The organism is Puia sp. (assembly GCF_036500295.1).
In the GTDB taxonomy this organism is placed as follows: Bacteria; Bacteroidota; Bacteroidia; order Chitinophagales; family Chitinophagaceae; genus Puia.
In genome coordinates this window covers 1-23,548 of sequence record NZ_DASYCH010000081.1, presented here as the reverse complement: position 1 = coordinate 23,548, position 23,548 = coordinate 1, and the positions used below count along the sequence as shown (strand labels likewise).

The window sequence follows — 23,548 nt, the reverse complement described above, 5'->3', positions numbered from 1 at the left end:
TCATTAAACCATTTTGTTATGGCATTTACACTTCCCGCGCTGCCTTATGCATTCGAAGCATTGGAGCCCAACATCGACGCAACGACCATGCAGATCCATCATGGAAAACATCATCAGGCTTACATCGACAATTTGAATAAGGCCATCGCCGGCACGCCCAACGAAGGCAAATCCCTTGAAGAGCTGGTAAAGAAAGCGGGCACCATCAGCCCGGCCGTCCGCAACAATGCCGGCGGTCACTGGAATCACAGCTTCTTCTGGGAGATCCTGAGCCCCAAGTCTTCGGGCGCGCCTTCCGGCAAGCTGGCCGATGACATCCACACGACGTTCGGCAGTTTTGACGCGTTCAAGGAAAAGTTCAACGCCGCGGGTGTTTCCCGTTTCGGCAGCGGCTGGGCATGGCTGATCGTAAAGGACGGAAAACTGGAGGTCACCTCCACGCCCAACCAGGACAACCCACTGATGGATGTAGCCGAAGTAAAAGGCACGCCGGTCCTGGGTGTCGACGTTTGGGAACATGCCTATTATCTGAAATATCAGAACAAGCGCGCTGACTATCTGGGAGCGTTTTGGAAGGTGGTTAACTGGGATAAGGTGGCGGAGCTTTATTCAAAGGCGAAATAAATTTCCACTCAACTGGCCGGCTCTAACGGAGCCGGCCTTATATTTACAACTATGCAACGAATCTCCGGCTTCCTATTCATCGCCATCGCGGTGTCCCTCGTCGCCTGCAAGGGTCACGAGAAAAAAGTATTGGTCTACGCCAGCGACAAGATCACGGTAGACGCTACTCAGCAGAATATTACCATCGCTAACGGCGACGGCACCACGCATCATGAACAGGAGCTGGACTTCAAAACAGGCGATCCGGTTACCCTGAATGTCGAATCGCCCCAGGGCAAATACACCGTCTCCATCCCCGATGACGGATTGTATATCGCCAACCTCAAGAACGATACCGTTATAGGCAGCCGGCAGCATGTCGGTGCGGAAGGCGGCGAATCCCGGGTCACGCAGGATGCGTTAAAGCAAAAGGTAGATAGCCTGGAGAAGCTGATCCAGGGCCAGAATGTAAGCGAGGCCAATCAAAATTACTTCATCGTTCCCGGCAAGGCCGCAAAGATCACCAACGAATTAAATGCGAAGATCTTTGGTCCTTTTACGACCATCCCCGGCGGCTTCGATGCCGGCTCGGTGCCCGCGATCTATAAGTTCTATAGCATGCGGGAAATGCATGTGATCGTTTCCAGACTCGATAAGATGCTGTCCAGGGACAGTACGTCGGCGGATACGAAGACCCCATCAAAAGAAGGTCCGTCAGCGGCGAAGTAAGAGCTCGGTCAGCGACGGCGCATTGACTGCCGCGCTTTGGGCGTGGAGCCAGTCGGCCCGCTGGCGCTAAGGTACCGGGTCGATCCCGTGGCCACCCCAGGGATGGCAGCGGGAGATGCGGCGGATGCTCAGCCAGACGCCTTTGAAGATCCCATATTTTTTCAGGGCTTCCACGGCATAGTGGGAACAACTCGGCGTAAACCGGCAACGGGGGCCGATCGCCGGCGAGATAACCCATTGATAGATCTTGATCAGGGCGATCAGGGGTAGACCGAGTATCCTAAATATCTTCCTCATGCCGTTACCTTCAACAATTTCTGCAAAGCTACGCCGATCCGGGCGCTTACGGTCGGATAATCCGGCAGCTCCTTGCCGATAAAAACAAAGAAAACGGCCATGGAGAGGCCTTTTGCGGTCAGCTGCTCCAGCAGCGCGCCTTTTTGCAGGCGGTAGGCTTCGCGGCCAAGCCGCTTGATCCGGTTGCGGTCGACGGCCTTCTTGAAGTTGCGCGCGCTGGCGCCAAAACCAGCCTGAAGGGGACCCCACTGCAGGGGGGCCGGGCTCGTGTGGGGGGTAGTGACCGTGCTCGCCGGGAAAACCAGGGGCATGGAATCCGCCGCAGAACCGGCCGAAACAGGAGCCGCCGCAGGGTCCGCCGGGTTCGGGTCCGCCGTAACCCCCGCCGCCGCCGGGGCCGTTGTCGCCGCCGATAACAAAAACACCACCTTATAGGGGAAGACCGTGAGACTTTTCCCTTCGCGGAAGACCTTTTCGATGCGCTTCCGGCTTTTTAGCTTTTCAGCCTTTTTCCAGGTGAATCGTTGCTGTGCCATGTGCTCGTTGCCGTGTCAGGATCGTCGGCCGGATCGGCCGGCCGATTGTCAAAATTAGCTTTATTCGTACAAAGCGCGCCTGGGCCCCGATCCTGGCCACCCTATTGCAAAAATAGCCTCGGATTGTTCCGAAGCTATTGACTTATAATAAGTTGATTCTTATTCTTTCTATTTCAGTCTGGACTCGTCGGAAATGGTCAGTTTATGACGACCCTTTGCACGACGGCTGGCCAGAACCTTACGGCCATTGGCGGTTTGCATCCGCTTGCGGAAGCCATGAACCGTCTTACGGCGACGTCTGTGTGGTTGAAATGTGCGCTTCATTTAAAAAGTTTTACGTTTTCCAATTTTATCTTATACCACGGTTCGGGGCACCATCCCCGCCGCCGGTGAAAGGGACGGCAAAGCTAGGAAAAAATGCTCAATGGTGGAAAAATTTGGGGAAAAAACCTCGAATCGGCCGCTATCCCGTCGCTCCAGCCCAAACCTGGTCGAAATCATCCGCCTCTTTGGCCGGGTCTGCGTTTGGCGTGGCCGCGCCCCAGCTGGCGCTTGGCCCAAAGCAGCCGCCCGTAGCCGCACGTAGCCGCCCGAAGCCGTCCGAAGCCGCCCGAAGCCGCTCTCAGGCGTACGCCCGCAGCGCCCCCTATTGCCCGTAATATACCGAAAACGACCCGCTTGTAATACTATGCGTCGTCGTGGTCCCGCGCGTCGGGTCGGCGGCGGTGAATGTAAATGTTCCCTTCACACGGAACGTACTCGTATTATTCTCCGTGATCGTCAACGTGCCCTTTGTCGACACGAATCCGGTGGAGCTCGAATTGCTGATGAAGGTATAGGCGCCCAGATAGGATGGGTTCGTGCCATCCAGAGGGTAAGACCCCGCAGCCGCATTGGCCGGCAGGAGCAACCCGATCGACTGGGTGCCATCGGAAGAAGCGCCAACGATGGTAATCTGCCCCCCGGTCGTCAACGCCTGGATATTGACCGCCGACCAGGCCTTGTTATCGATACTGGCCTGAAGCGTATCCGACCCGGACGTGGGTGGCACTGCCGAAACATAAGGGATCTTCGTAAAAACCCCTTCCGTGATCGTCTTCTGCCGCCCGTCGAGATCGCGATATACTTTAAAGGAGAAGGTCCCGGAGATCGTCTTTGCGACAGGATCTATCTCGGTGATCGTCACCAAACCACCCGCCTGGCTCGTATCGGTACCCTGGTTGGAGGCAAAAGCATAGGTATCCGAAGAATCGATATCGGCATACGCGGCAATCGATTGGGAGGCCTGGTTGAGCACATAAGTGCCCGCTACCGAATCTGCGATATTGATGCTGATCTCCTTGTTATCGGCGCTGATCCCCGTGACCGTGATCATCCCGCCGAGGATGCTCGCCCCCTGCTTTGTCGCGGAAGCCGACCATTGGACCCCATCGATCTTTGCCGTAAAGTTCCCAGACTGGCCATTGCCGTTTTCGATGCTGGTCTCCTTTTTACAGGATGCAAAGCCGACGAGCAGCGCTATAGTATAAAAGATCGTTTTTTTCATGATCGCGACTTGCTTAGGTTAATAATTTACGCTTCGATACTTACTGGACCTCGTCCAGCTGGACATGAGTCGAACGCAGGTTCTGCCCATAAAAGATACTGGCGTGACTGTCAAAATCCTCGGTCGAGTCGGTGGTATAGAAACGGACCTGCCCATTCCTGCTCAACCGGCTTTCCATCTCCGGGTGACGTTGCAAATAATCCGCCAAACTATCCGCCACGATCTCGCCCTGCGAAATAAGCGTGCTCCCGGCGGGCAGACACGCAGCGATCTTGTCTTTTAGCAACGGGTAATGAGTGCAGGCCAGGACCACCGTATCAATCTCCGCACAGCGTGCCATCAGCTGCGTGGTATAGGCTTTGACGAAATAGTCGGCCCCGGGTTTATTGTGCTCATTATTCTCTATTAACGGAACCCATAGGGGGCATGGTTGCTGATAGACCTCCGTATCGGGGAAAAATTTTGCGATCTCGATAGGATAGGACTCGGAAAGGACCGTGCCCCGGGTCGCAAGGACCCCCAACTTTCCCGATCGGCTATACCTGCCGACCACTTCCGTCGTGGGCCGGATGACGCCAAGAACGCGGTTGTCGGGCGCGATCCGGGGGAGGTCCAGCTGCTGGATGGTTCTCAGCGCCTTGGCAGAAGCCGTGTTACAGGCAAGGACCACCAGCGGACAACCCTGACCAAAGAGCCACTCGACGGACTGAAGAGTATACTGGTAGACGGTCTCGAAGGACCGGTTCCCATATGGAGCGCGGGCGTTGTCGCCAAGATAGATGTAGTCGTATCGCGGCAGCCGGCCGACCAGCTCTTTCAGCACGGTGAGCCCGCCATAGCCCGAATCAAAAACGCCGATGGGTTGTTGCATGCGCAAAAATACCAAAAGCAAACCACAGGTTTGCCAGCCGAAGGCTCCTCATTAGCCCTTTTTGCGCCAAGGGCTATTTTCCCGACAGCCCGCCGGCGCAAAAAACGTCACTTCGCCGGCGGCGCAAAAAAAACGCCAGGACCTTGGGACCCTGGCGTCAATGAGTTTGTTGTTTCGTGGTTTATTTGATGCCGAGCTTCTTCTTTACCAGAGGAAGAAGATCATCAGCGGGTGGCGAGGAGAGCAGGGCTTCCTTCGTCAGCACATAGGCAAATCCGTTTTCCTTTGCCACGGCCTGAACCGCCTCGACAGCCTTCTTCTGGATCGGTTGGATCAGTTCCTGCTGCTTCTGCTGATACAGCTGCTGAGCCTGTTGCTGCCAGCCCTGTAATTTGACGACCATTTCACTGATCTCTCTCTTCTTCAGCTCAAGCTGAGACTTGGTATATTTTAGCGAGTCTTTTGAATTCAAAAGGCTGTCCTTTTCCATGTATTCCTTCTTCATGTCCTCGAAGTTCTGGGCCAGGGCATTTTGGTAGTCATTCAGCGACGTGTCCGCCTTCTTGTATTCAGGCATCGAAGGGATCAACTCCTGCAAGCTGATGTACCCGATTTTGGTTCCCTGGGCTTTTGTCGAATTGCCCGCCAGGATCAGGCCCATAACCACCACTACGATTGTGACAATCTTTTTCATTGTGTTTTGAAGTTTGTTTTGTTTATTAGCGTTTTTAGTTATTTGATCCCCAGAGCCTTGAGGACGTCTTCACTCTTATCTAATTTAGGGTCTGCGAAGATAACGGTAATTCCTTCACTTTTATCCAAAATAAAATCATACATTCTGTTAACAGCTAGTTGTTGGATAGCGTTGTAAACCTTGTCCTGTATGGGTTTCACCAAATCTTGTCTCAGCTTGAACAGATCGCCTTCATAACCAAACCGTTTGCGCTGCAGGTCACGAACTTCCTTCTCCATATTGAAAAGCTGATCCTCTCTTTTCTTCTTTAGTGTATCGCTAAGCATAACGCGTTCGGCGTCAAAGTCTTTATACATTCTGTCAAGAGTAGCCTGTTTCGTGTCGATCTCCTTTTGCCATTGCATACTGGTCTGGTCGAGTTTTTTCTGTGCTTCCTTGTACTCCGGCATCTTGTCCAGGATGTATTTGGTGTCGACGATCGCATAGCCCTGCGCATGGCCGATCAGGAAAAAAGCCAGAGCGCAACAGGCGGTTAGGAGTATCTTTTTCATGGCTAGTTATATTAGAACTTGAAAATAATCAAATTAATCCGGTTCATAGCCTAACATGAAGGTAAACCGGGTGGCATCCCGCAGCGATCCGCCCTGGATACGGTCAAGACCGATACCATAGTCAAATCCAAGCAGACCGAACATCGGCAGGAAGAAGCGCATCCCGACGCCTACGCTGCGGCGTAACCGGAAGGGATTGTAATCGGTATAGTTATACCAGCCGTTGGCCGCCTCGAAGAAGGTGAGACCATAGATCGTGCTGCTTGGGTTGGTCGTAAACGGATAACGCATTTCAAGCGTGTATTTGTTGAAGATCGTGAAGAACTGACTTGCCTGTTGCTGATCGGGGTTCACCTTCGGATCGGAGTTCTCATACACCGGATATCCACGCTGGGAGATGATGTCATACCCGAGCAGACCGAAGTTGTTGGTCAGACCCGCATCCCCGAGTTGGAAACGTTCGAAAGGCGAGAACCCAAGCCCGGCATTATATCGGCCCATAAAGCCAAACTTCGCCGAAGCCTTTAACACAAACTGCCTGCTCTTGTCCGCACCCATGGCACCCCCGATGGGCAGATACCAGTCACTGGTAAATCGCCATTTATGATATTCCGGCAATTTATAGCTGTCATCCTGTGTGATCCCCTTGTCGACAAGCGAATACGGCGGCGTAAACTGCACACTCAGCATCAGGTTGGAACCCCGTCGCGGATAGATGGGCTGATCCAGATCGTACCGGCTAAGGGCCAGCTTAAAGCTGAAGTTGGTGGACCGGCCGTTCCGGAAGGCACTCGTGAACAACGGATAGTTGTTCAGGTCGTATTGGGTAAAGTTGACCGAATAGGTAAGGGTGAAGAAGTCATCCGGCCATTTCAGTTGCTTGCCAAGAGCCACGGTGACGCCAAAGTTCTTTAACGAGTTACTGTCGCTGAACGAATAGGTATTCGTATGGAAGTTGTAACCGCCGGTGCGGAATACGCTCCGGTAGAGACTTACCGTCAGCGAATTTCTTTTCTTGCCGCCGAGCCAGGGTTCCGTAAAAGAGAAGTTGTAGGACTGATAGGCCTTACCATTGGACTGGATACGCAGACTCAGCTTTTGTCCATCGCCTTCGGGCAGCGGCTGCCAGGCATCTTTATGGAAGATGTTCTTTATGGAGAAGTTGGCAAAGGTGATCCCCACCGTTCCGGTCAGACCGATGCCCCCACCCCAGCCGGCCGAGAGCTCCAGCTGGTTACCGGATTTTTCTTCGACGGTCCAGTTGATGTCCACCGTCCCATCATCCTGGTTGGGATTGATCCCGGGATTGATCTTTTCCTGGTTGAAGAAGCCGAGGTTGGCGATCTGCCGCTGGCTGCGGATCAGATCGGTCCGGCTGAACTTATCGCCGGGGATGGTGAACAGCTCGCGACGGATGACATATTCATTCGTCTTATCGTTACCCGAGATGGTGACGTTCTTGATCGTCGCCTGCGGACCTTCCGTCATGCGGATCTCGAAGTCGATCGTGTCGTTGTAAACGGCGGTTTCCACCGGTTCGACATGGAAAAACAGATAACCGTCATCGGTATACAGTCCGCTGATATCCCCGCCTTCCGCGGAAAGCTGTTTGCCCAGCTTCTTGTTGAGGATGTCGAGGTTGTAGATCTCACCTTTATGAATGCCGAGGATCAGGCTCAGGATGCTGTCGGAGTATTTCGTATTTCCCTTCCAGGCGATGTTGCCGAAGTAATATTTGTGACCTTCATCCACTTTTACGTCCACATGGAGCCGGCTTCTTACCTTGCTCTCCACATAATGCGTATCGGCCGTGATGACGGCATCGCGATAGCCGAGGGAGTTGTAGTAGGAGATCACTTTTTGTTTGTCGTCGTCGAATTTGCTCTGGCTGAACTTGGCGCCGCTGAACATTTTGAACCGGAAATAGGGGTCGATGAATTCCCGGGTGGCGTGGAAGGACAGGAAACCCCAGTTGGTCAGGTATTGACGCAGGGTGACCGAGTCATGCGGCCCATAAGGAGTTTGATTCGAGGGCGGATAGATCGTCATCCGGCTCTGCTCCTTTGTATCCTTCAGCTGTTTCTTCAGCTTTTGCTCTCTGACGGCCTCGTTGCCGAAGAAATCGATCTGGTAGATCCGCACCTTGGGACCCTTGTCGATGAGGAAGGTAAGGATAACAGAGTTTTGAACGACGGGATCGCGCGTTTCGGTCGTCTTGACCTGCGCATCCTCGAAACCTTTATCTGCAAAATATTTTCTGATGTACTGGATGGCCGAGCGTTTCATATCCTCCGTTACCACGCGGCCCTTGATCAGGCCGGTCTTGGTCGTCAGGTCATCGGCATCGCCTTTTTTAACACCCTGGCCCTTAAAGTAAAAATTCCCGAGCCGGGGCCGTTCGGTGACATCGATCTCGACATATACGCTGTTGCCTACCAGCCGGGTGAAATAGATGGAGATATTTGCAAATAGTCTTTGTTTCCACAGGTTCTGAATGGCTTTGCTGAAATTGTCGCCGCCGGGAATCGTCACTTTATCGCCCACGGTCAGGCCGGAGATGGAGGTAAGCAGGGATTCGTCGAGATATTTTGTACCGGAGATCTTGATGCCGGCGATCACATATTCCCGTGGTGGGGTCTTGCCGCTGGCAAGTGCAACGAGGTCGGGATCGATCGAGACACCTTTTGGAACTGTATCGGAAGAAGCTTTATTGAGGGAATCGTTTACGGACGTTTTATTTGTAGAATCTGTCGACTGGGCCTTTACAGCGATTGAATTCAGTAAGCAGTAAGTGATCAGAATAAAAACGCAAATCAGCGATCTTCGTAGCATCCAGTCGGTTTTTTTATATGCGCCGGAAACGCGCTTTAAGAAATTGGCGCACTTCCGGCATTGCACTAATTTCTGTCCTTCGGACTAGCCGCCTCGGTCGGCCTTGGCCCATTTCTGTCCTTCGGACTAGCCATCGTAGTGGCTTGAGGCGGCAAATTAAGGGGATTTATACAAAACGTTTGTTAAAAAGTTTTGGCACTGGTGGTCCCAGGCTCCATCAAATCCTGTTGAATCTGAGCACTTGTTTTACCATATCGTCTTTCTCTTCCCTGAAAATCGAGGATCGCTTCATAGAGATTCTGTTTCCGGAAGTCAGGCCAGCGAACACTGGTGAAGTACAATTCTGCATAAGCTAATTGATATAGCAGAAAATTACTTATACGATATTCGCCACTGGTGCGGATCATCAACTCCGGATCGGGGAAGTCCTTTGTGGAAAGGTATTGTTGTATGGTGTCCTGGGTGATGGCGTCGGGTTCCAACTTCCCGGCCCGGACATCGCGCGCAAGATTTCTCACGGCTTCGGTCAGCTCCCATCGGCTGCTGTAGCTGAGCGCCATAACGAGGTTGAGCCCGGTATTGACCGACGTGAACTCGAGCGCTTCTTTCAACTCCTGGCTGGCATACTCCGGGAGCATGCTCATGTCGCCGATGACGTGCAGCCGGATATTGTTCTTGTTCAGGGTCTCCACCTCTTTGCGGATCGTTTCCACCAGCAACTCCATGAGGCCGGTGACTTCGTAGGCCGGGCGGTCCCAGTTTTCAGTGGAAAAGGCATAGAGAGTGAGATAACCGATACCCAGTTCGGCGCAGCCTTCAACGATATCCCTGACGCTTTCAACCCCATGAAAATGACCGAATAGTCTGTCCTGGCCCTTTTCCTGGGCCCAGCGTCCGTTCCCATCCATAATGATCGCGATATGGCGGGGCAGTCTTTTCAGATCGATCTTTTCCTTCAACGCGTCCATACAGGCACTCTATTATTGGGGCACAAAGATAGGGCTTTTGGGTCTTGGCCTCGTGCAAAATTGGCCGCCGACTGTTAAAACTCACATTAATAGCTGGGGCATTTATACGAGGTCAGGTTAAAGGAGAGGGTCACCTGAGCGGTCAGATAGCTGTCTTTCTGGTTGGAATACCCCCTTTGCCGGCCCTTGATCCCGATGGGCTCTCCCGTCTCATAGGAGCGGTCCTGCAGGGCATACCAGAGGGTCGGCTGGCCATTGGGGAGGTATTGGGTCTGGGCGTCAGGCGCGTAGGTCTTGCTGACGTCATCGATGTAGTCGGTGGTCGTAAACCGGTAGAGCACCTCAAAACCAAGGCTCATTTGGCGGTTAAGGCTGTATTTGACGCCGACGCCGACGGGGAAACAGATGGCCATGCTCCCATAGGGTTTGGGATACCCGGCGGTGCCCTGGCCTTCCGTCCCCAGACTGCGCAGGTAGACCTTCTGGCCCTGATAATAGGTGTATGGGTTGTAGTTGAAGGCGCCCACCCCGAGGGTCAGATAAGGGGTAAACCGATCGTACTCGCTGCCGGGAACGAATTTGAAGAAGTTGAAGTCGCCCATCAGCGCCAGTTCCCAGATATTCGAATTGAAGCTCAGGTTCCGGCGGTGCATGAACTCGTTCGAGGTGTTGTATTTGTCGGAGTAGGCCAGAAAAGCGTAGTTGGCCTGGATACGCAAGGCTACATAGTTGCCGAATTGTTTCCTGAAAAAGGCTCCCAGGGCCATATTTGGGGTATTGAACCGCGGATTCGGGTTCAGATCGCCAAAATACTGGGCTCCGCCCGCCGAAAAGCCGAACTCCCCTTCGTGTACGATGGCTTGTTCCTGAGCTGAAGCGCGAAGGCCGAACAGGGTCACTAGCAGGGCGCCAAATAGTAGCTTTTTCATGTTGGTATTAAGAACGAATTACATGTAACGTCGGGGGTGGGCCCCTTCGTTTATGTGAAATGTTAAAATTGGGTTTTGGCCGGCACTCACTGGCCGCCGGATTCCGCATTCCGCCTGTCGAGCCCCCAGGAGAGCTTTCCGCGGAGGGTCTGCAGGAAATTATTCTCGTTCAGCCGGATCAGGCTCAGGGTGAAGGCTTCGCTGCGAACGGCCAGTTGTACCTGTTTGTCCACGATCTCCTTTCTTGAATCCAGGACGCAGATAAAGTTCTCGGCGCGGCCTTCGACCTCAAAAGAGATGATATTATTATCAGGAACTACGATGGGGCGGACGTTTAGGTTGTGTGGCGCCACGGGGGTGATGACAAAACTCCCGGACTCCGGGAAGATGACCGGACCACCGCAGCTCAGGGAATAGCCCGTAGACCCGGTCGGGGTAGCCACGATGAGGCCGTCCGCCCAATAGGTGTTCAGGAATTCCCCGTTGAGGTAGGTATGGATCTTGATCATCGGCGAGGTGTCGGTCTTATGGATCGCAAACTCGTTCAGCCCATAGGGCACGTCGCCGAACAGCGGCCGGTTGGCGTCAAGGTGGATCAGCGACCGTTTATCCACGACAAAAGTTCGGTTGACCAGCGCTGTGACGGCCGTGGTCAGTTCTTCCTTGCCGATGCTGGCGAGAAACCCCAGGCGGCCGAAGTTGATCCCCAGGACCGGGATATTCTTGTCCCGGACGAGGGAGACGGTGTCCAGCAGAGTTCCGTCGCCGCCCAGGCTGATCAGGAATTCGATGGAATCGTCCAGGTCCGCGGATTCCCGGAAGGAGCCTACATCGGAGGGCAGGACGAGGGAGGAACTTATCTTTTCGAGGAGGGGCTGGTGGATCACCGGCTGAAGATGCTGGCGGACCAATTCGTCAAAGAGACGCTGTACCCCGCTTTGCTGCTCGTATTCTACCGCCCGGCTGTATATTGCTACCTTCATTAAATCAGTTGAGTGTCTATGAGTATCTATCTAGAAATCGTTTCTAATATGTAAAAATAGCCCGTTTTGTCCTAATTGATTGAAGCTATAATCAAACTTAAAGCTCAGATCGTAGAACGTAACAATATCAATGCCGAAGCCGGCGGTGTAGAGCATCCGGTTGACGAGGGAGTTGCCTTTGAAGTCCTGGTTATAGGCGTAGCCGTAGTCGGAAAAGGCCGTGGCATAAATGCGAAAGGGGATATGATCATGGGCCGTCCCGCGGGCGAGCGGGATGTCAAAATCGACAAGTTGGCGATAGAGGGTATTTTTCAGAACGGCGCCGGCCGTCCCGTCGACCACATATCGGTCGAGCCCGCGCAGGTACAGGTCGCCGTAGCCTATAAGACCCTGGTTATAAAAAGGCTGGCTCAGAGGAAGTTTCAGGATATTGATGTTTTGGATGCCGAACCACCATTTTCTGGCCAGGGGCCAGCTCCGCGTAAGCCGCGTGGACAGTTGCCAGAGGTTCATGTTTGGGTTGATGCCTCTGCGGGTAAGGGAGGTCTCGAAGATGATCCCGTCCAGCGGATAGGAGACATAATCGACATCGGTAAAGTTGAAGGTATAGGTCAGTTCGGGATAGACGACGCTTAACCGGCCGTTATTGAAATAATGCGGGTTCAAGACCGAAACGGCGCTGTCGATGGAGGTGGACACCAGGTTGAAGTTCACGGTATGCCGCACCTTCAGCCGCGGGCGATAAAAGTAGCGGGCGGAGAAAGACAGCTGGCGGCTGAGGTATCTCCCGGCGTAGGAGAGGGTATCGGAATTGATAAAACCCTGGGTGTTGTTGACGGTCAATGCGTCTACTTCTTTGAGCCCGGCAAAATTGACTCCAAAGCCAAAACCGTGTTTCAGGGTGTTGTCCGCATAGGGTTGGTTGTAATAGAGTTCAAACTGGCGGGTATAGCCAGTGATCAGCCAGGCGGTGAGATTGTCGTTGCGGCCGGTAAAGTTATAATGTGTGAATTTCCCGCCGTAGTTGACGCGGCCGAGGCTGTAGTTTTTTTGCGCCCAGGCGGTGAAGTTGCGATCGACGGGTTTGAAATAGGGAAGGGGGAAGATGTACCACCGTTCTTTCACGTCGATCTCGACATCGGCGGTATATCCGTGGAAGCCTTTCAGATAGATGACCACTTCATTGAATAGATGGGTATTGATCAGCCGGTCATGCGCGGTGCGAAAGCCCTGGACCAGGTCGCTGAGGGCGAGGCTGTCGCCGGGGTGAAAGGACAGTTCCCGCAGGACGATATAGGTTTTTGTCTTTTTATTGCCTTTGACGGTGATGGACCCGACTTTACACGTGAGGGAAGGCTGGGGATGCTGGGCAAAGATGCGGATGGAGAAGAGGAGGGGTAGGAAAACCGATAAATATTTCCGACCGGCCCGCATCAGATATTCAGGTAGTTCATCAGGTGGTCGTAGTTGGCACGCAATTCATTCTCGTATAGTTCTTCGCCAAAGTAATACTTCACCACGTATTCGTACCGCTGAAAGGTTGCGACGATATCGGAGACTTCTGCTTTATTGACCCGGATCGTCACATAGAAGCTGCCGGAGGCGGCGTCGGCAAAGGTGTTGAGCTGGATGATCTGGGCGTCGTTGGTCTCGACGAGTTTGCTGATCTCAGTGAAGGCAAAGCTGACCTTGTCCATTTCGAGGACGATGATGCCGCCAAGTTCGTTCACCCCGGCGACGCGGCCGAGTTGTCTTAGCAGATCGGTGGCAATGATGGAGCCGACATATTCCGACTCCCCGGCGATGACGGGGATGAGGGTTAGTCCGTTCTCGTTCACCTGCTGGACGGCTTCATAGAAGAAGGCGTCGGCGTGTACGGAGATCTGGGAGAAACCCGCCTGCAGCTGGGACAGCAGCATATCGTCATTTTCGACATTGAGGAGATCATCTTCGCTGACGAGACCGGCCAGCTTGTCTTCGACGACCACGGGTAAGTGGGTAACGTGGAAGTCCGCCATCAGGTCCAGCGCCTGAGAGACCGGGTCATTCAGGTGTAAGGAAGGAATAGCGGCAGATATGATCTCTCTGTTTAGCAAGATGGTGTTTTTTGCGTGGACGCCACACTATACATTCATAGACGTAAAAACTCAAGCTACCGCTGCCGGTTCATTCAATTTTCGCAAAAATTTAAGCAAAATGGAATTGAACTCTTCCGGTTTTTCCATCATTGGCGCATGACCGCATTTGTCGATAAAATGCAGTTCGCTGTTTGGGATCAGTTTGAGAAACTCCTGGCCCACGAACGGGGGCGTGATCGTGTCGTTGTTTCCCCAGATGAGTAAGGTAGGTTGTTTGATCTGGCTGACCTCTTCGCCAAGGTTGTTGCGGATGGCATTCTTGGCAAGCGCAATGATCTTGACGGCTTTTATGCGGACGTTGACCGTCTCGTACAGGGTATCCACCAGCTCCTTGGAGGCTATACTTGGATCATAGAAGGTAAGCTCCGCCTTTTTGCGGATATATTCATAGTCGCCCCGTTTGGGATAGGTATCGCCCATGCCGCTTTCAAAGAGGCCGGAACTGCCGGCAAGGATCAGGGATTTGATCCGTTCGGGGTGCCTGAGGACGTGCATAAGGCCCACGTGCCCCCCGAGGGAGTTACCCAGGAGATTGATACTCTTATAATCGCGATATTCTATGAACTTGTTCAGGAATTTTTCCAGTCCGCTTACGGTCGTGTGCAACAGGTCCAGATCCAGCAAAGGCAATATCGGCACCACGACCTTATGGGTATGGCGGAAAGTTTCGATCTGACCCGAGAAATTGCTCAACTCCCCGAACAACCCATGTAGAAGCACCAGCGGTTCGCCTTCCCCTTCTTCGATGAATCTGAACTTTTCTTCTTGTTTGATTTCGTATTGCATCAGCTAATAAGATTCTAACCAATAGGATTATATCCTCCAAATAAGAACTAATCCTGTAATTATCCGCTAAAATAATCGTTTTAACTCAAAAAAGAACAGGTCTACTATAACCGATAACACATCAAAAGGTTTTTCTCCTCCGGCATCAATTTAAAGCTTGTTGCCGATCTGCCCGAAAAAGTCTTCCAATTGGGCAAACATTCCCTCAAACCATGGGACAAATTTACCGAATTCGTCGATTGTGACACGGCCCCAGGGTCTTATAAAGGGGTAGGTCACCGACGCGGAAAGGGTGTGGGTGGAGACCCAATTTATCTCGACGGCATAAAACAGCAGAACGCTGAGCGTCGTGATATAGAGGAAAGCGTAAAGGAGCACGCCTAATAGCTTATTCAGCCAACCCATCATGGCCAGGTCGACGGCCTTTTCAACAAGCTTTGCGATGGCATGGAGGCCGACCACAACGGCAAGGAACACCAGGAGAAAGGCGAGCACGGGCAACCAGCGCGGAGGCAGGTGCATATGCGCTTTCCCCTAGGCGGCCACCACTGCTGAAAGCTTTATGGCTGCCGCGATCCCGATGATCCATGCTAAAGCCGAGACCACGGCAATAATGAAGCCATGTCTCAGCCCCCTGAAAATAGCCAGGAGCAAAAAAATGATGAACAGTACATCGATTGCCATGGTTATTAGCCGCCGCGATTGCAGCTATTTTGACAAAAGCTCTCTTGCAACCGCATTGATCGTCTTCCCGTCCGCCTGCCCGGCGAGCTGTTTGGTAGCCACGCCCATCACTTTCCCGATATCCGCGGGTGATGCGGCGCCCGTTTCGGCGATGATCTTTGCCAATGCCTCTTTCAGTGCGGCCTCATCCATCTGCTTGGGCAGGAATCGTTCGATAATGGCAATCTCTTCCTCTTCTTTTTGGGCGAGGTCTGCGCGGGCCTGCTCTCGATAGATGGCCAGGGAGTCTTTCCGCTGTTTGACCAGCTTTTGCAGCAATTTTGCCTCATCGGCCTCCTTTAATTCGCCATTGGAGCCTTCGGAGGTCTTTGCCAGGATGATGGCCGCTTTGATCGCCCGAAGTCCCCGCAAGCCGGCTTCATCCTTTGCCAGCATCGCCGTTTTCAACTGGGCCATTACGTTTTGCTCTAGTGCCATATAATTGGGTATTGTAGTTTATAGTTTATTTGTCTTCAACTGCTGGTCCCGGAATTTCTTGTAGAAATCGCGGGCATATTGTTTCATTTCGTCCATCAGCACCGGATCCTGGGTTGCCCGCTGATAAGTTTCCGCCATGGTCATCAGGGTCTGGTAGAAGAAGTCAGCCATTTCATCGATCATCATGTCTTTTGTCCAGAGGTCGATCCGCAGGGCGGTTTTGTCGGTTCCATCCCAGAAGGCGAGCATCATTGCCTTGGCCTGGCGGGCGTTTTCGGTTGCGGAGTCCGTGGCATTCCAGCGGATGTCTTGAGGAACCCGGTCCTTGTCCAGGGTTACGTCGATATTGATAGAGGAGGTTGTCATAATAGAATTTAGCAAGCCGCAATTTAATTTAATTCCCGGGATTATTGCGCCCTGGTGATCGCGGAGCGTACTGCGTTTATGGCCCGGTCGGCTCCGAACTCCGCAACCCGGGTCTGTCCCTGGTTGATAAGCCGGTTGCGCAGTTGTTCATCTTTATATATGGACATCAGGTGGCCTGCCAGGGAAGCAGGGTCGGCGCCGTCAGCACCCAGGCTGGCATCCCCGGCCAGGTCCTGCAGGGGGCTGCCGGCCTTGCCGATAACCGGTATGCCGGCGTTCCATGCGTTGAGAAGGGGGGTACCCAGCGAACCCTCGTCAAATAGAAAAAGGGTCGCATAGGCGCCGCCGGTCAGCCGGCTGTCCCCTTCTGCCGCGGGTGGACACCAGTGAACGTCTTCCCTGTATTTATAGGTCTCCAGCTTTTTTTGCAGGCCCTCGGCGGCAATTCCTTCTACCACCAGTTGCAGGTTGGAGTGCTGGCGTTTTTTGAAGAGGGAGAAGGCCTTCAGCAGATAGATGACTCCTTCCTCACCCGCGGCTGTCGCATCGGCAAAGAAGTATTCCTTTCCTGCTGCAAATTCTTCTTTCGCCTGTTCCCGCCCTTCGGGTGTCGGGGGTGCGGCCGATGCGGCTGGGGACGGATGCAGGACGACCAGTTTGGCGGCGGCGTTCGCGTCACGGGCGGCCAGCCATTCGCGGTCGCGGTCGAAATAGCAAAACAGGGTTCCTGCGCGATGAAGACTTTCCCCGAGGCGACCGGCATAGAGCGGAACCGGCGGCCGGTTTTTTTTGGGATCCGATCTTTCGGGCATCCAGCAACACTGAGGTAGCGGCGACCGGGCCGCAACGCCTCCGGTGGTCATCACCAACCGGGCTTTGTGTTTCTTCGCCAGGCGGGGAAGCTGCCGGTCATACCAGAACCGCCAGCCCAGTTTTCCGGGCAAGGTGCGTTGGGTGATAAGCGTTGTACCCGGAAGTTCGGGGATCGGGCGGGACCGATCGGCGACCAGTAGCCACTGGAGCTGCGGGTCCCGGGTCAGGGCCGGTAAAATAGAAAAGATGAGGCGGCTTTTTTCGCTGTCCGGCCCGGCATTTTGCAGCGGCCGGCAGTCCAGCAGGATGAGCATGCGCAAAGATAGGCAGGTTTTTATGCACATTTTGGTCGAGATTACATGCTTGAGTATCAGCCCATTGAATATATTAAAGGATTATATAAAATGTGGTTTTTACGGTCCGAGCAAATCGGGTAGTAATGCTTTGGCTTCATTCTTGTTGATATCTACCTTTGATTTATTAATCCGTTTTAATCCGATCACTATTAAAATTCGTGCCTATGAACCGTGTGTACACTGCCGTGTTTACTATTATCTTTTTTATAGTAAATACCCCTCGGATAACCTATGCACAGTGTAACTGTAGTGCGACCGCTCCCGCAACACCCATTAGTTACTATGCCTCGTTTCCGACAACGAATGCCGGCACCACCACCATCAGTTTTCCAAAGTTTAATCCAGCTATCGGGACATTATCCTGTCTTACACTCGACGATACCGTAACCGGGGTAACGACGACCAAGGTGCAAAACGTCGGGTCGACTCTGACGATCTTCAAGTTCCTGCTCACCGTAGCCGATGACCTCGAAGGTCCGGCCGGCACAGGCCTCTCCGTTACCAACGACTATGCCCGGAACTATGGCCCGGACACGCTGACGGCGCTGAATAATCCCGGCGACACGGTCACCCACGGTCCGGACACCGTCATCAACAAGGAGGTTGGCTTCACTGCGAGCAATACAGGTCTGGCGCCGTTCCTCGGCTTTGGCACTACCAATTTTACATATGCGATCAATGGAGGCGTCGTTACGCTGAAAGGGGGGTTAAGCTACAGCCAGAACGTAATTACCAATTACTGGGGAAACTTTAAGATCACCTATTACTGGTGCCCTGCCACTATTCTTTCCACGACCATTCAGGATTTTACGGCCACGCCTTCAGGTGGGTCCGTGGTTCTGCAATGGCTGACCAATAATCAACAACCCAATACCCAATATGAGATCCAATTCAGTAAAGATGGCAAAAGCTTCTATCCCCTCGGACAAGCAGAAGGTGACGCTTCTGCAACAGGTGCTTCTGCAAAATACCAATATCAATACCACCCTGATCCGGCTGATCTGGGCAGGCTCTATTTCCGGATCGAAGAGACGGATCCTTCAGGCAAAATAAGCTTCTCGGATGTCCTTGTCGTGGACCCGACCGGCTTTGGAAAGGACAATCCGGTGAGCTACCAGACCTTCCCCAACCCGGCAACGAACAGTCTGCAGGTGCAGTTCAACAGCAACCAGACCGGTCATTTCCTGGTGGAGCTGGTATCCACCTCTGGACAGGTGGTCCAGAAGAAGATGGTGACCCTGACGGGTGGCAACCAGATAAGGCTGGACCTGAGTCCCCAGCCGGTAAAGGGGCTTTATTTCCTGCGGACCAGCGATATTACCCATCAGCATAGTTATGTAAGCAAGGTTTTTATCAATTAGCATTCCCTCTGAAAAACCATAAAATCCAATCTTCCCACGATTGCCACCGGGCCGGATAATGCGAAAAGTATCCGGCCCTGCAATCTTTTAGGATGGGCCTTCGGCCAGCCAGGCATTGCCTGTCCCTGGCCCGCCGCGAGGGGGCTTTTCCATTCCGAAGCCGCTGTTTTTCAATCTTCGGCTTCGCCGAAGGGACTTTTCCGCTTTTTATCTGCCCTTCGGGCGAACGGGCTCCGCCCGTTCTTTGCGGGCTGCGCTTTTTCCTGTAGATTTGTCTCTCTAAATTGAGTGTAATGGAATATAATACGACGCGGAATCACCTTATCATGCGGGAATATGGCCGGCACATTCAGAAGATGATCGAATATCTTCTGACCCTGGAGGACCCGGAGACGAGGCAGCGCAATTCGCAGGTGGTGATCGAGCTGATGGGTTTTCTGAACCCGCACCTGAAGAACGTAGAAGACTTTCGCCATAAACTGTGGGATCATCTTTTTCTGATCTCCGACTTCAAGCTGGATGTGGCATCGCCCTATCCTATCCCCACCCGGGAGACGCTCCGGGCCCGGCCCAAGCCGCTTAGATACCCCAAGCGGTATCCGCGGTTTTCCCACCTGGGCAAGAACCTGGAGATCGTTATCGACAAGGCCCTGGCCGAGGAGAACCCCGACAAGCGCAATGGTTTTGCCAATGCGGTGGCCTACTATATGAAGCTTGCCTATAACAACTGGCATAAGGAAACCGTCCACGACGATGCGATCCAGAGCGAGCTCACCCAGCTGACCAACGGACAACTGGAGTTCACCAATACTCCCTATGTCAAGAGCTTCCGTCCCAATGAGAACCAGCGGGAAACCAATGGCAACCGGGCGTTTCCCAGTGACAACCGCGGCCAGCGCAATCAGAAGTTTCAGAAGCGGAACAATAACTACAACGGCAGCCGCAATAATGACCGGAACAACGACCGGGGCGGGAATAAATTCAAAAAGAAACGATACTAGCGGATCAAATCAACGCGCGTGCATTCATTCGAAGTCATCGGCGGTAAAAAGCTCAAGGGCGAGATCATCCCGCAGGGAGCCAAGAACGAGGCTTTACAGATCATCAGCGCCGTCCTGCTGACACCGGAGAGGATGACCATCTCCAACATTCCCGATATTCTTGATGTCAATCTGCTGATCGACCTGCTGGCCGAGATGGGGGTCAAGGTCGACCGGCCCCAACGGGACACCTGCATCTTCCAGGCCGACGATATCGACACCGACTATCTGCGAAGCGATGCTTACCGCCAGAAAAGCGGGCGGCTCCGGGGATCGGTGATGCTTGCCGGCCCCATGCTGGCGCGTTTCCGCAAGGCTTTTATCTCAAAGCCGGGGGGCGACAAGATCGGCCGCCGGCGGCTGGATACTCATATCATCGGTTTTGAAAAGCTGGGGGTTCGCTTCCGGTACCAACAGGAAGAGGGTCTTTTCCACCTGGACGGCCGGGATCTGAAGGGCTGCAACCTGTTGCTGGACGAGCCTTCCGTGACCGGGACAGCCAATATCGTCATGGCTGCCGCCATGGCTGAAGGCACCACCACGATCTATAATTCTGCCTGCGAGCCCTATATCCAGCAGTTGTGCAAGATGCTGAACCGGATGGGCGCCAGAATCAGCGGCATCGGCAGCAATCTGCTCACCATTGAAGGGGTAAGCCGTTTGGGAGGCACCGATCACCGGATGTTGCCGGATATGATCGAGATCGGGTCTTTTATCGGGCTGGCCGCCATGACCCAGAGCGAAATCACCATCCGCAATACCTCTCTTGAGAATCTGGGCGTTATCCCGGATAAATTCAGACAGCTGGGCATCAAGCTGGAATTCCGGGGGGATGATATCCATATCCCGGAGCAGGATGTTTATGAGATCCAGAACTTCCTCGATGGATCGGTGCTGACGATCTATGATCACCCCTGGCCCGGGTTTACGCCGGACCTGCTGAGTATCGTGCTGGTAGTGGCCACTCAAGCGAGGGGATCGGTGCTTATCCACCAGAAGATGTTCGAGAGCCGGCTTTTCTTTGTCGATAAACTGATCGATATGGGCGCCCAGATCATCCTTTGTGACCCGCACCGTGCGGCGGTTATCGGGATGGCCCGGGAGCAGCGGCTGAGAGGTATTACCATGAGCAGTCCGGATATCCGGGCGGGCGTCGCGCTGCTGATCGCGGCCCTCAGTGCGGAAGGCCGGAGCGTGATCCAGAATATCGAGCAGATCGACCGGGGTTATCAACAGATAGATCACCGCCTGCGGCAGTTAGGGGCACAAATCACCAGGATATGAGCCAATCCAATAAGATTATCATTATCACGGCCCCCTCCGGCGCGGGGAAAACATCCATCACCCGCTATCTTCTTGGTAAGTATCCTGAACGGCTGGCTTTTTCCGTTTCCGCCGCCACCCGGAATCCCCGGCATTACGAAAAGGACGGTCTTGACTATTATTTTATCGGATTGGAGAATTTCAAGCAAAAGATCCAGCATAATGAGTTTGTGGAGTGGGAAATGGTTTACGAAGGGAAGTATTACGGAACCCTGAAAAGCGAACTTGAACGGATCTGGAACGCCGGGAAGACCCCATTACTGGACATCGAGGTAAAGGGGGCGATCCATATCCGGGAACAATATCCCGACTCGACCCTCGCCCTTTTCATCGAACCTCCTTCCGTCGATGAGCTGCGCCGCCGGCTGGAGGAGCGGGGCACGGAGACTGTGGACAGCCTGCTGGACAGGGTCAATAAGGCGTCCTATGAGATCTCTTTCAAGCATCATTTCGACCGGATCATCGTCAATGAAAAGCTGGATAAGGCCTGTGCGGAAGCCGAAACGGCCGTTATGGCGTTTTTAGGTCTTCCCATTTCGCAGCCTGAGCCCCGGCCGACCCAGCGGAGCGCCCCCTAGCCTCACCCCTAGGAATATCGAATTTTCCGATTATTTTTACCCTCTGATATTCCGACTACTTTTTACCTTCTGAACATATGATGATCAATACAAATACGCTTGTGTGGATTGTGATTGCGTGGGTGATGATCGCTTTTTTTGCGGGCATCGAGGTTGCGTTTATGCGTGCCAACCGGCTTGCCATCGAACTAAAGAAAAAGCAGGGGCTCAGCAGCGGGATCATCCTCTCCAATTTCATGGATAAACCGGCGCAATTCATCGGGACCTCGCTGGCCGGCTTTACCATCTTCCTCGTCATTTTTGGGCTGATGGTGGGAGAGACCTTTCTGCCGTTGTGGAATATCCTGATCACCAAGATCCACATGCCCGGCAGCTATGTCAATGCCATCCGGCTGTTTGCCGAAACTCTTGTCGCCTCGCTGTTTATCCTCCTGTTCGGGGAATTCATCCCCAAGGCCCTTTTCCGTGCGAAGAGCGACTCCCTTCTGGGGTTTTTTGCGCAGACGATGGATTTTTTCAACCGGCTCTTTTACCCGCTTGCCAGCTTTTTTGCCTCGATAGCGCAATGGATCCTGAAGTACGTTTTCAATGTGCGGATCGATGAGCGAAAAGATACTTTTTCGGGCACCGACCTGGAACATTTCCTACAGCAGACGGGAGACCTTGAGGAGGACGGCAAGGACCTGAACAAAAGTCTTTTCGAGGCCGCGCTTGCCCTTCCCAAGGTACGGGTACGGGAATGCCTGGTCCCCCGCAAGGAGATCGAGGGCATCGACATCGGCCTGAGCATGGAGGACGTGCGGAAGAAGTTTGTGGAAACGCGGCTAAGCAAGCTGGTTGTCTACGAAGGCAACCTCGACCATGTCACGGGTTATATCCACCAATTGGATCTTTTCAAGGGGCCGCTTTCGATCAAGGCGATCCTCCATCCCATCCCCGCCGTACCGGAAAGCATGAGTGCCACCGACTTGATCAATAAGTTCAGCCGTGAGCGGAAAAGCATCGCCTGGGTGGTCGATGAGTTTGGCGGCACCGCCGGGATCGTGACCATGGAAGACCTGCTGGAAGAGATCTTTGGTGAGATCCGGGATGAATACGACACGGAAGAATTTGAAGAACGAAAATTATCCAACGACGAGTTTATCCTCTCCGGACGGCTCGAGCTGGATTATCTCAACCGGAAGTATGGGTTCGATCTGCCGGAGAACGAATCGGAAACGCTGTCCGGGTTTATCATCAATCAGCACGAGACCATTCCCCGTCTGAAGGACCGCATTATCATTGGCGATTACGAATTCGAGATCCTCGGGGTTAGCGATACGAGGATCGAGATGGTGAGGCTGAAGGTGCTTAAATAGCGCCTTTCCCCGGGCCGTTAACCAATGTTAACCCGTGGTTAAACAGCCTCCTTTATTTTTCCATTCTGGAGTTTTTGAGCAACTTCGTTCTCGTAAGGCAACGATATCTAACTGACGGCCTTACCCCCCAAAAAGATTTACCCTCTTACCCTGGAGGCGATGTTTTTCATAGGTCAGTTAGGAGTAAACAATGCACTCTGTAATGGAGTGCTTGTTTTTTTTATACCTGGGCCAAAAATGACCGAATTTGGGATTTTCAAGTTAATTTCGCGGAGCTTTAACCGGACGCAGTTCGGTTCGTACACGGAGGCCGAAGGCCGAAGGGTACAGACATTATGCGTGTGGGGGCAAAAAATTATATTTTCGCCAATTTTTTGCTCCCATTCAATTTAGAAAACACAATGGCTTTAAATCTGTTAAACCGGAACCCGGGCCAGGACGAGATGTCTTTTATAGACCACCTGGAAGCGTTGCGCTGGCATATCGTGCGTTCGGCTTTTGCGATCGTTATCATAGCCATCGTGATCTTTATAAAGATGGACTGGATCTTCGACAAGATCATCCGCGGACCCATCCGAAACGACTTTATCAGTTATGTGGGGCTCTGTAACCTGGGCCGCAAACTCCATATGGGGGATGCACTTTGCCTGCAATCTGTTACAGGGTTGCAATTACAGACCACCCAATTCGGTTCGCAATTCATCTCCAGTATCAATATCGCCATCGTGG

General features: G+C 53.1%; 27 protein-coding genes. 8 read left to right on the top strand and 19 right to left on the bottom strand.

Annotated features, from left to right (window positions below; translation table 11 throughout):
- Positions 1-18 precede the first annotated feature (18 nt).
- Both VGM48_RS15645 and VGM48_RS15640 read left to right on the top strand, forming a co-directional pair.
- The gene (locus tag VGM48_RS15645) at positions 19-624 is read left to right on the top strand and encodes a superoxide dismutase (RefSeq protein WP_331580734.1); all 606 of its coding nucleotides are present in this window, start codon (positions 19-21) and stop codon (positions 622-624) included.
- Between the two features lie 51 nt (positions 625-675).
- Positions 676-1,332 (top strand): hypothetical protein, encoded by a 657-nt coding sequence (locus VGM48_RS15640; protein WP_331580732.1) that lies wholly within the window; start codon positions 676-678, stop codon positions 1,330-1,332.
- A gap of 66 nt (positions 1,333-1,398) precedes the next feature.
- On the opposite strand, the gene yidD is transcribed toward VGM48_RS15640, so the two are convergent.
- The 19 genes from yidD to VGM48_RS15545 all read right to left on the bottom strand — a co-directional run bounded on the left by yidD (position 1,399) and on the right by VGM48_RS15545 (position 17,117).
- Positions 1,399-1,629, bottom strand: coding sequence for a membrane protein insertion efficiency factor YidD (gene yidD / locus VGM48_RS15635; protein ID WP_331580730.1), 231 nt, complete (start codon positions 1,627-1,629; stop codon positions 1,399-1,401).
- Positions 1,626-2,165 (bottom strand): ribonuclease P protein component, encoded by a 540-nt coding sequence (locus tag VGM48_RS15630; RefSeq protein ID WP_331580728.1) that lies wholly within the window; start codon positions 2,163-2,165, stop codon positions 1,626-1,628. Before VGM48_RS15630 ends, yidD begins: the two co-directional genes overlap by 4 nt.
- Before the next feature lie 168 nt (positions 2,166-2,333).
- The gene (gene rpmH, locus VGM48_RS15625; RefSeq protein ID WP_331580726.1) at positions 2,334-2,489 is read right to left on the bottom strand and encodes a 50S ribosomal protein L34; all 156 of its coding nucleotides are present in this window, start codon (positions 2,487-2,489) and stop codon (positions 2,334-2,336) included.
- Positions 2,490-2,811: 322 nt separating this feature from the next.
- The gene (locus VGM48_RS15620) at positions 2,812-3,711 is read right to left on the bottom strand and encodes a DUF6252 family protein (RefSeq protein WP_331580724.1); all 900 of its coding nucleotides are present in this window, start codon (positions 3,709-3,711) and stop codon (positions 2,812-2,814) included.
- 40 nt (positions 3,712-3,751) lie between these two features.
- Positions 3,752-4,582 carry a glutamate racemase gene (gene murI, locus VGM48_RS15615; RefSeq protein WP_331580722.1) on the bottom strand — a complete coding sequence of 277 codons (831 nt, stop codon included), beginning with the start codon at positions 4,580-4,582 and terminating at the stop codon, positions 3,752-3,754.
- Positions 4,583-4,763: 181 nt separating this feature from the next.
- Positions 4,764-5,276 (bottom strand): OmpH family outer membrane protein, encoded by a 513-nt coding sequence (locus tag VGM48_RS15610; RefSeq protein ID WP_331580720.1) that lies wholly within the window; start codon positions 5,274-5,276, stop codon positions 4,764-4,766.
- Positions 5,277-5,314: 38 nt separating this feature from the next.
- Positions 5,315-5,827, bottom strand: a complete 513-nt coding sequence (locus tag VGM48_RS15605; protein ID WP_331580718.1) for an OmpH family outer membrane protein — start codon at positions 5,825-5,827, stop codon at positions 5,315-5,317.
- A 33-nt stretch (positions 5,828-5,860) separates the two neighbouring features.
- The gene (locus VGM48_RS15600) at positions 5,861-8,659 is read right to left on the bottom strand and encodes a BamA/OMP85 family outer membrane protein (protein ID WP_331580716.1); all 2,799 of its coding nucleotides are present in this window, start codon (positions 8,657-8,659) and stop codon (positions 5,861-5,863) included.
- A 182-nt stretch (positions 8,660-8,841) separates the two neighbouring features.
- The gene (locus VGM48_RS15595) at positions 8,842-9,627 is read right to left on the bottom strand and encodes an isoprenyl transferase (protein ID WP_331580714.1); all 786 of its coding nucleotides are present in this window, start codon (positions 9,625-9,627) and stop codon (positions 8,842-8,844) included.
- Positions 9,628-9,713: 86 nt separating this feature from the next.
- Positions 9,714-10,556 (bottom strand): DUF6089 family protein, encoded by an 843-nt coding sequence (locus VGM48_RS15590; protein ID WP_331580712.1) that lies wholly within the window; start codon positions 10,554-10,556, stop codon positions 9,714-9,716.
- Positions 10,557-10,642: 86 nt separating this feature from the next.
- Positions 10,643-11,539, bottom strand: a complete 897-nt coding sequence (locus VGM48_RS15585; protein WP_331580710.1) for an NAD kinase — start codon at positions 11,537-11,539, stop codon at positions 10,643-10,645.
- A gap of 30 nt (positions 11,540-11,569) precedes the next feature.
- Positions 11,570-12,973 (bottom strand): POTRA domain-containing protein, encoded by a 1,404-nt coding sequence (locus tag VGM48_RS15580; protein WP_331580708.1) that lies wholly within the window; start codon positions 12,971-12,973, stop codon positions 11,570-11,572.
- Positions 12,973-13,635, bottom strand: coding sequence for a CBS domain-containing protein (locus VGM48_RS15575; RefSeq protein ID WP_331580706.1), 663 nt, complete (start codon positions 13,633-13,635; stop codon positions 12,973-12,975). The genes VGM48_RS15580 and VGM48_RS15575 overlap by 1 nt, the downstream gene beginning before the upstream one ends.
- A 51-nt stretch (positions 13,636-13,686) precedes the next feature.
- Complete coding sequence (locus VGM48_RS15570; RefSeq protein ID WP_331580704.1) at positions 13,687-14,463, bottom strand: alpha/beta hydrolase; 777 nt, start codon at positions 14,461-14,463, stop codon at positions 13,687-13,689.
- 150 nt (positions 14,464-14,613) lie between these two features.
- Entirely contained in the window at positions 14,614-14,985 is a 372-nt protein-coding gene (locus VGM48_RS15565) for a CvpA family protein (protein ID WP_331580702.1), read from the bottom strand.
- Positions 14,986-14,997: 12 nt separating this feature from the next.
- Positions 14,998-15,147: a hypothetical protein gene (locus VGM48_RS15560; protein ID WP_331580700.1), complete on the bottom strand. Its 150-nt coding sequence runs from the start codon at positions 15,145-15,147 to the stop codon at positions 14,998-15,000.
- A gap of 24 nt (positions 15,148-15,171) precedes the next feature.
- Positions 15,172-15,624 (bottom strand): GatB/YqeY domain-containing protein, encoded by a 453-nt coding sequence (locus VGM48_RS15555; RefSeq protein ID WP_331580698.1) that lies wholly within the window; start codon positions 15,622-15,624, stop codon positions 15,172-15,174.
- Positions 15,625-15,642: 18 nt separating this feature from the next.
- Entirely contained in the window at positions 15,643-15,990 is a 348-nt protein-coding gene (gene gldC / locus VGM48_RS15550; RefSeq protein WP_331580696.1) for a gliding motility protein GldC, read from the bottom strand.
- Positions 15,991-16,031: 41 nt separating this feature from the next.
- Positions 16,032-17,117: a glycosyltransferase gene (locus tag VGM48_RS15545; protein WP_331580783.1), complete on the bottom strand. Its 1,086-nt coding sequence runs from the start codon at positions 17,115-17,117 to the stop codon at positions 16,032-16,034.
- 206 nt (positions 17,118-17,323) lie between these two features.
- On the opposite strand from VGM48_RS15545, the gene VGM48_RS15540 reads away from it, so the two are divergent.
- From VGM48_RS15540 to VGM48_RS15515, 6 genes are all read left to right on the top strand, one after another.
- Positions 17,324-18,520 (top strand): choice-of-anchor E domain-containing protein, encoded by a 1,197-nt coding sequence (locus VGM48_RS15540; RefSeq protein WP_331580694.1) that lies wholly within the window; start codon positions 17,324-17,326, stop codon positions 18,518-18,520.
- A gap of 293 nt (positions 18,521-18,813) precedes the next feature.
- Positions 18,814-19,521 (top strand): DUF4290 domain-containing protein, encoded by a 708-nt coding sequence (locus tag VGM48_RS15535; protein ID WP_331580692.1) that lies wholly within the window; start codon positions 18,814-18,816, stop codon positions 19,519-19,521.
- Positions 19,522-19,539: 18 nt separating this feature from the next.
- Positions 19,540-20,844 (top strand): UDP-N-acetylglucosamine 1-carboxyvinyltransferase, encoded by a 1,305-nt coding sequence (gene murA, locus VGM48_RS15530; RefSeq protein WP_331580689.1) that lies wholly within the window; start codon positions 19,540-19,542, stop codon positions 20,842-20,844.
- A complete protein-coding gene (gmk, locus tag VGM48_RS15525) occupies positions 20,841-21,461 on the top strand; it encodes a guanylate kinase (RefSeq protein ID WP_331580687.1) in 621 nt (206 codons plus the stop codon). The genes murA and gmk overlap by 4 nt, the downstream gene beginning before the upstream one ends.
- A gap of 77 nt (positions 21,462-21,538) precedes the next feature.
- Positions 21,539-22,819 carry a hemolysin family protein gene (locus VGM48_RS15520; protein ID WP_331580685.1) on the top strand — a complete coding sequence of 427 codons (1,281 nt, stop codon included), beginning with the start codon at positions 21,539-21,541 and terminating at the stop codon, positions 22,817-22,819.
- Positions 22,820-23,220: 401 nt separating this feature from the next.
- Positions 23,221-23,548: twin-arginine translocase subunit TatC (locus VGM48_RS15515; RefSeq protein WP_331580683.1), on the top strand; the 328-nt coding region annotated here is incomplete at its 3' end.

Bases quoted from the DNA above. Each gene is read 5' to 3' on its own strand.
- VGM48_RS15645 (WP_331580734.1), top strand. From the start codon at position 19: ATGGCATTTACACTTCCCGCGCTGCCTTATGCATTCGAAGCATTGGAG.
- VGM48_RS15640 (WP_331580732.1), top strand. From the start codon at position 676: ATGCAACGAATCTCCGGCTTCCTATTCATCGCCATCGCGGTGTCCCTC.
- yidD (WP_331580730.1), bottom strand. From the start codon at position 1,629: ATGAGGAAGATATTTAGGATACTCGGTCTACCCCTGATCGCCCTGATC.
- VGM48_RS15630 (WP_331580728.1), bottom strand. From the start codon at position 2,165: ATGGCACAGCAACGATTCACCTGGAAAAAGGCTGAAAAGCTAAAAAGC.
- rpmH (WP_331580726.1), bottom strand. From the start codon at position 2,489: ATGAAGCGCACATTTCAACCACACAGACGTCGCCGTAAGACGGTTCAT.
- VGM48_RS15620 (WP_331580724.1), bottom strand. From the start codon at position 3,711: ATGAAAAAAACGATCTTTTATACTATAGCGCTGCTCGTCGGCTTTGCA.
- murI (WP_331580722.1), bottom strand. From the start codon at position 4,582: ATGCAACAACCCATCGGCGTTTTTGATTCGGGCTATGGCGGGCTCACC.
- VGM48_RS15610 (WP_331580720.1), bottom strand. From the start codon at position 5,276: ATGAAAAAGATTGTCACAATCGTAGTGGTGGTTATGGGCCTGATCCTG.
- VGM48_RS15605 (WP_331580718.1), bottom strand. From the start codon at position 5,827: ATGAAAAAGATACTCCTAACCGCCTGTTGCGCTCTGGCTTTTTTCCTG.
- VGM48_RS15600 (WP_331580716.1), bottom strand. From the start codon at position 8,659: ATGCTACGAAGATCGCTGATTTGCGTTTTTATTCTGATCACTTACTGC.
- VGM48_RS15595 (WP_331580714.1), bottom strand. From the start codon at position 9,627: ATGGACGCGTTGAAGGAAAAGATCGATCTGAAAAGACTGCCCCGCCAT.
- VGM48_RS15590 (WP_331580712.1), bottom strand. From the start codon at position 10,556: ATGAAAAAGCTACTATTTGGCGCCCTGCTAGTGACCCTGTTCGGCCTT.
- VGM48_RS15585 (WP_331580710.1), bottom strand. From the start codon at position 11,539: ATGAAGGTAGCAATATACAGCCGGGCGGTAGAATACGAGCAGCAAAGC.
- VGM48_RS15580 (WP_331580708.1), bottom strand. From the start codon at position 12,973: ATGCGGGCCGGTCGGAAATATTTATCGGTTTTCCTACCCCTCCTCTTC.
- VGM48_RS15570 (WP_331580704.1), bottom strand. From the start codon at position 14,463: ATGCAATACGAAATCAAACAAGAAGAAAAGTTCAGATTCATCGAAGAA.
- VGM48_RS15565 (WP_331580702.1), bottom strand. From the start codon at position 14,985: ATGCACCTGCCTCCGCGCTGGTTGCCCGTGCTCGCCTTTCTCCTGGTG.
- VGM48_RS15560 (WP_331580700.1), bottom strand. From the start codon at position 15,147: ATGGCAATCGATGTACTGTTCATCATTTTTTTGCTCCTGGCTATTTTC.
- VGM48_RS15555 (WP_331580698.1), bottom strand. From the start codon at position 15,624: ATGGCACTAGAGCAAAACGTAATGGCCCAGTTGAAAACGGCGATGCTG.
- gldC (WP_331580696.1), bottom strand. From the start codon at position 15,990: ATGACAACCTCCTCTATCAATATCGACGTAACCCTGGACAAGGACCGG.
- VGM48_RS15545 (WP_331580783.1), bottom strand. From the start codon at position 17,117: ATGCTCATCCTGCTGGACTGCCGGCCGCTGCAAAATGCCGGGCCGGAC.
- VGM48_RS15540 (WP_331580694.1), top strand. From the start codon at position 17,324: ATGAACCGTGTGTACACTGCCGTGTTTACTATTATCTTTTTTATAGTA.
- VGM48_RS15535 (WP_331580692.1), top strand. From the start codon at position 18,814: ATGGAATATAATACGACGCGGAATCACCTTATCATGCGGGAATATGGC.
- gmk (WP_331580687.1), top strand. From the start codon at position 20,841: ATGAGCCAATCCAATAAGATTATCATTATCACGGCCCCCTCCGGCGCG.
- VGM48_RS15520 (WP_331580685.1), top strand. From the start codon at position 21,539: ATGATGATCAATACAAATACGCTTGTGTGGATTGTGATTGCGTGGGTG.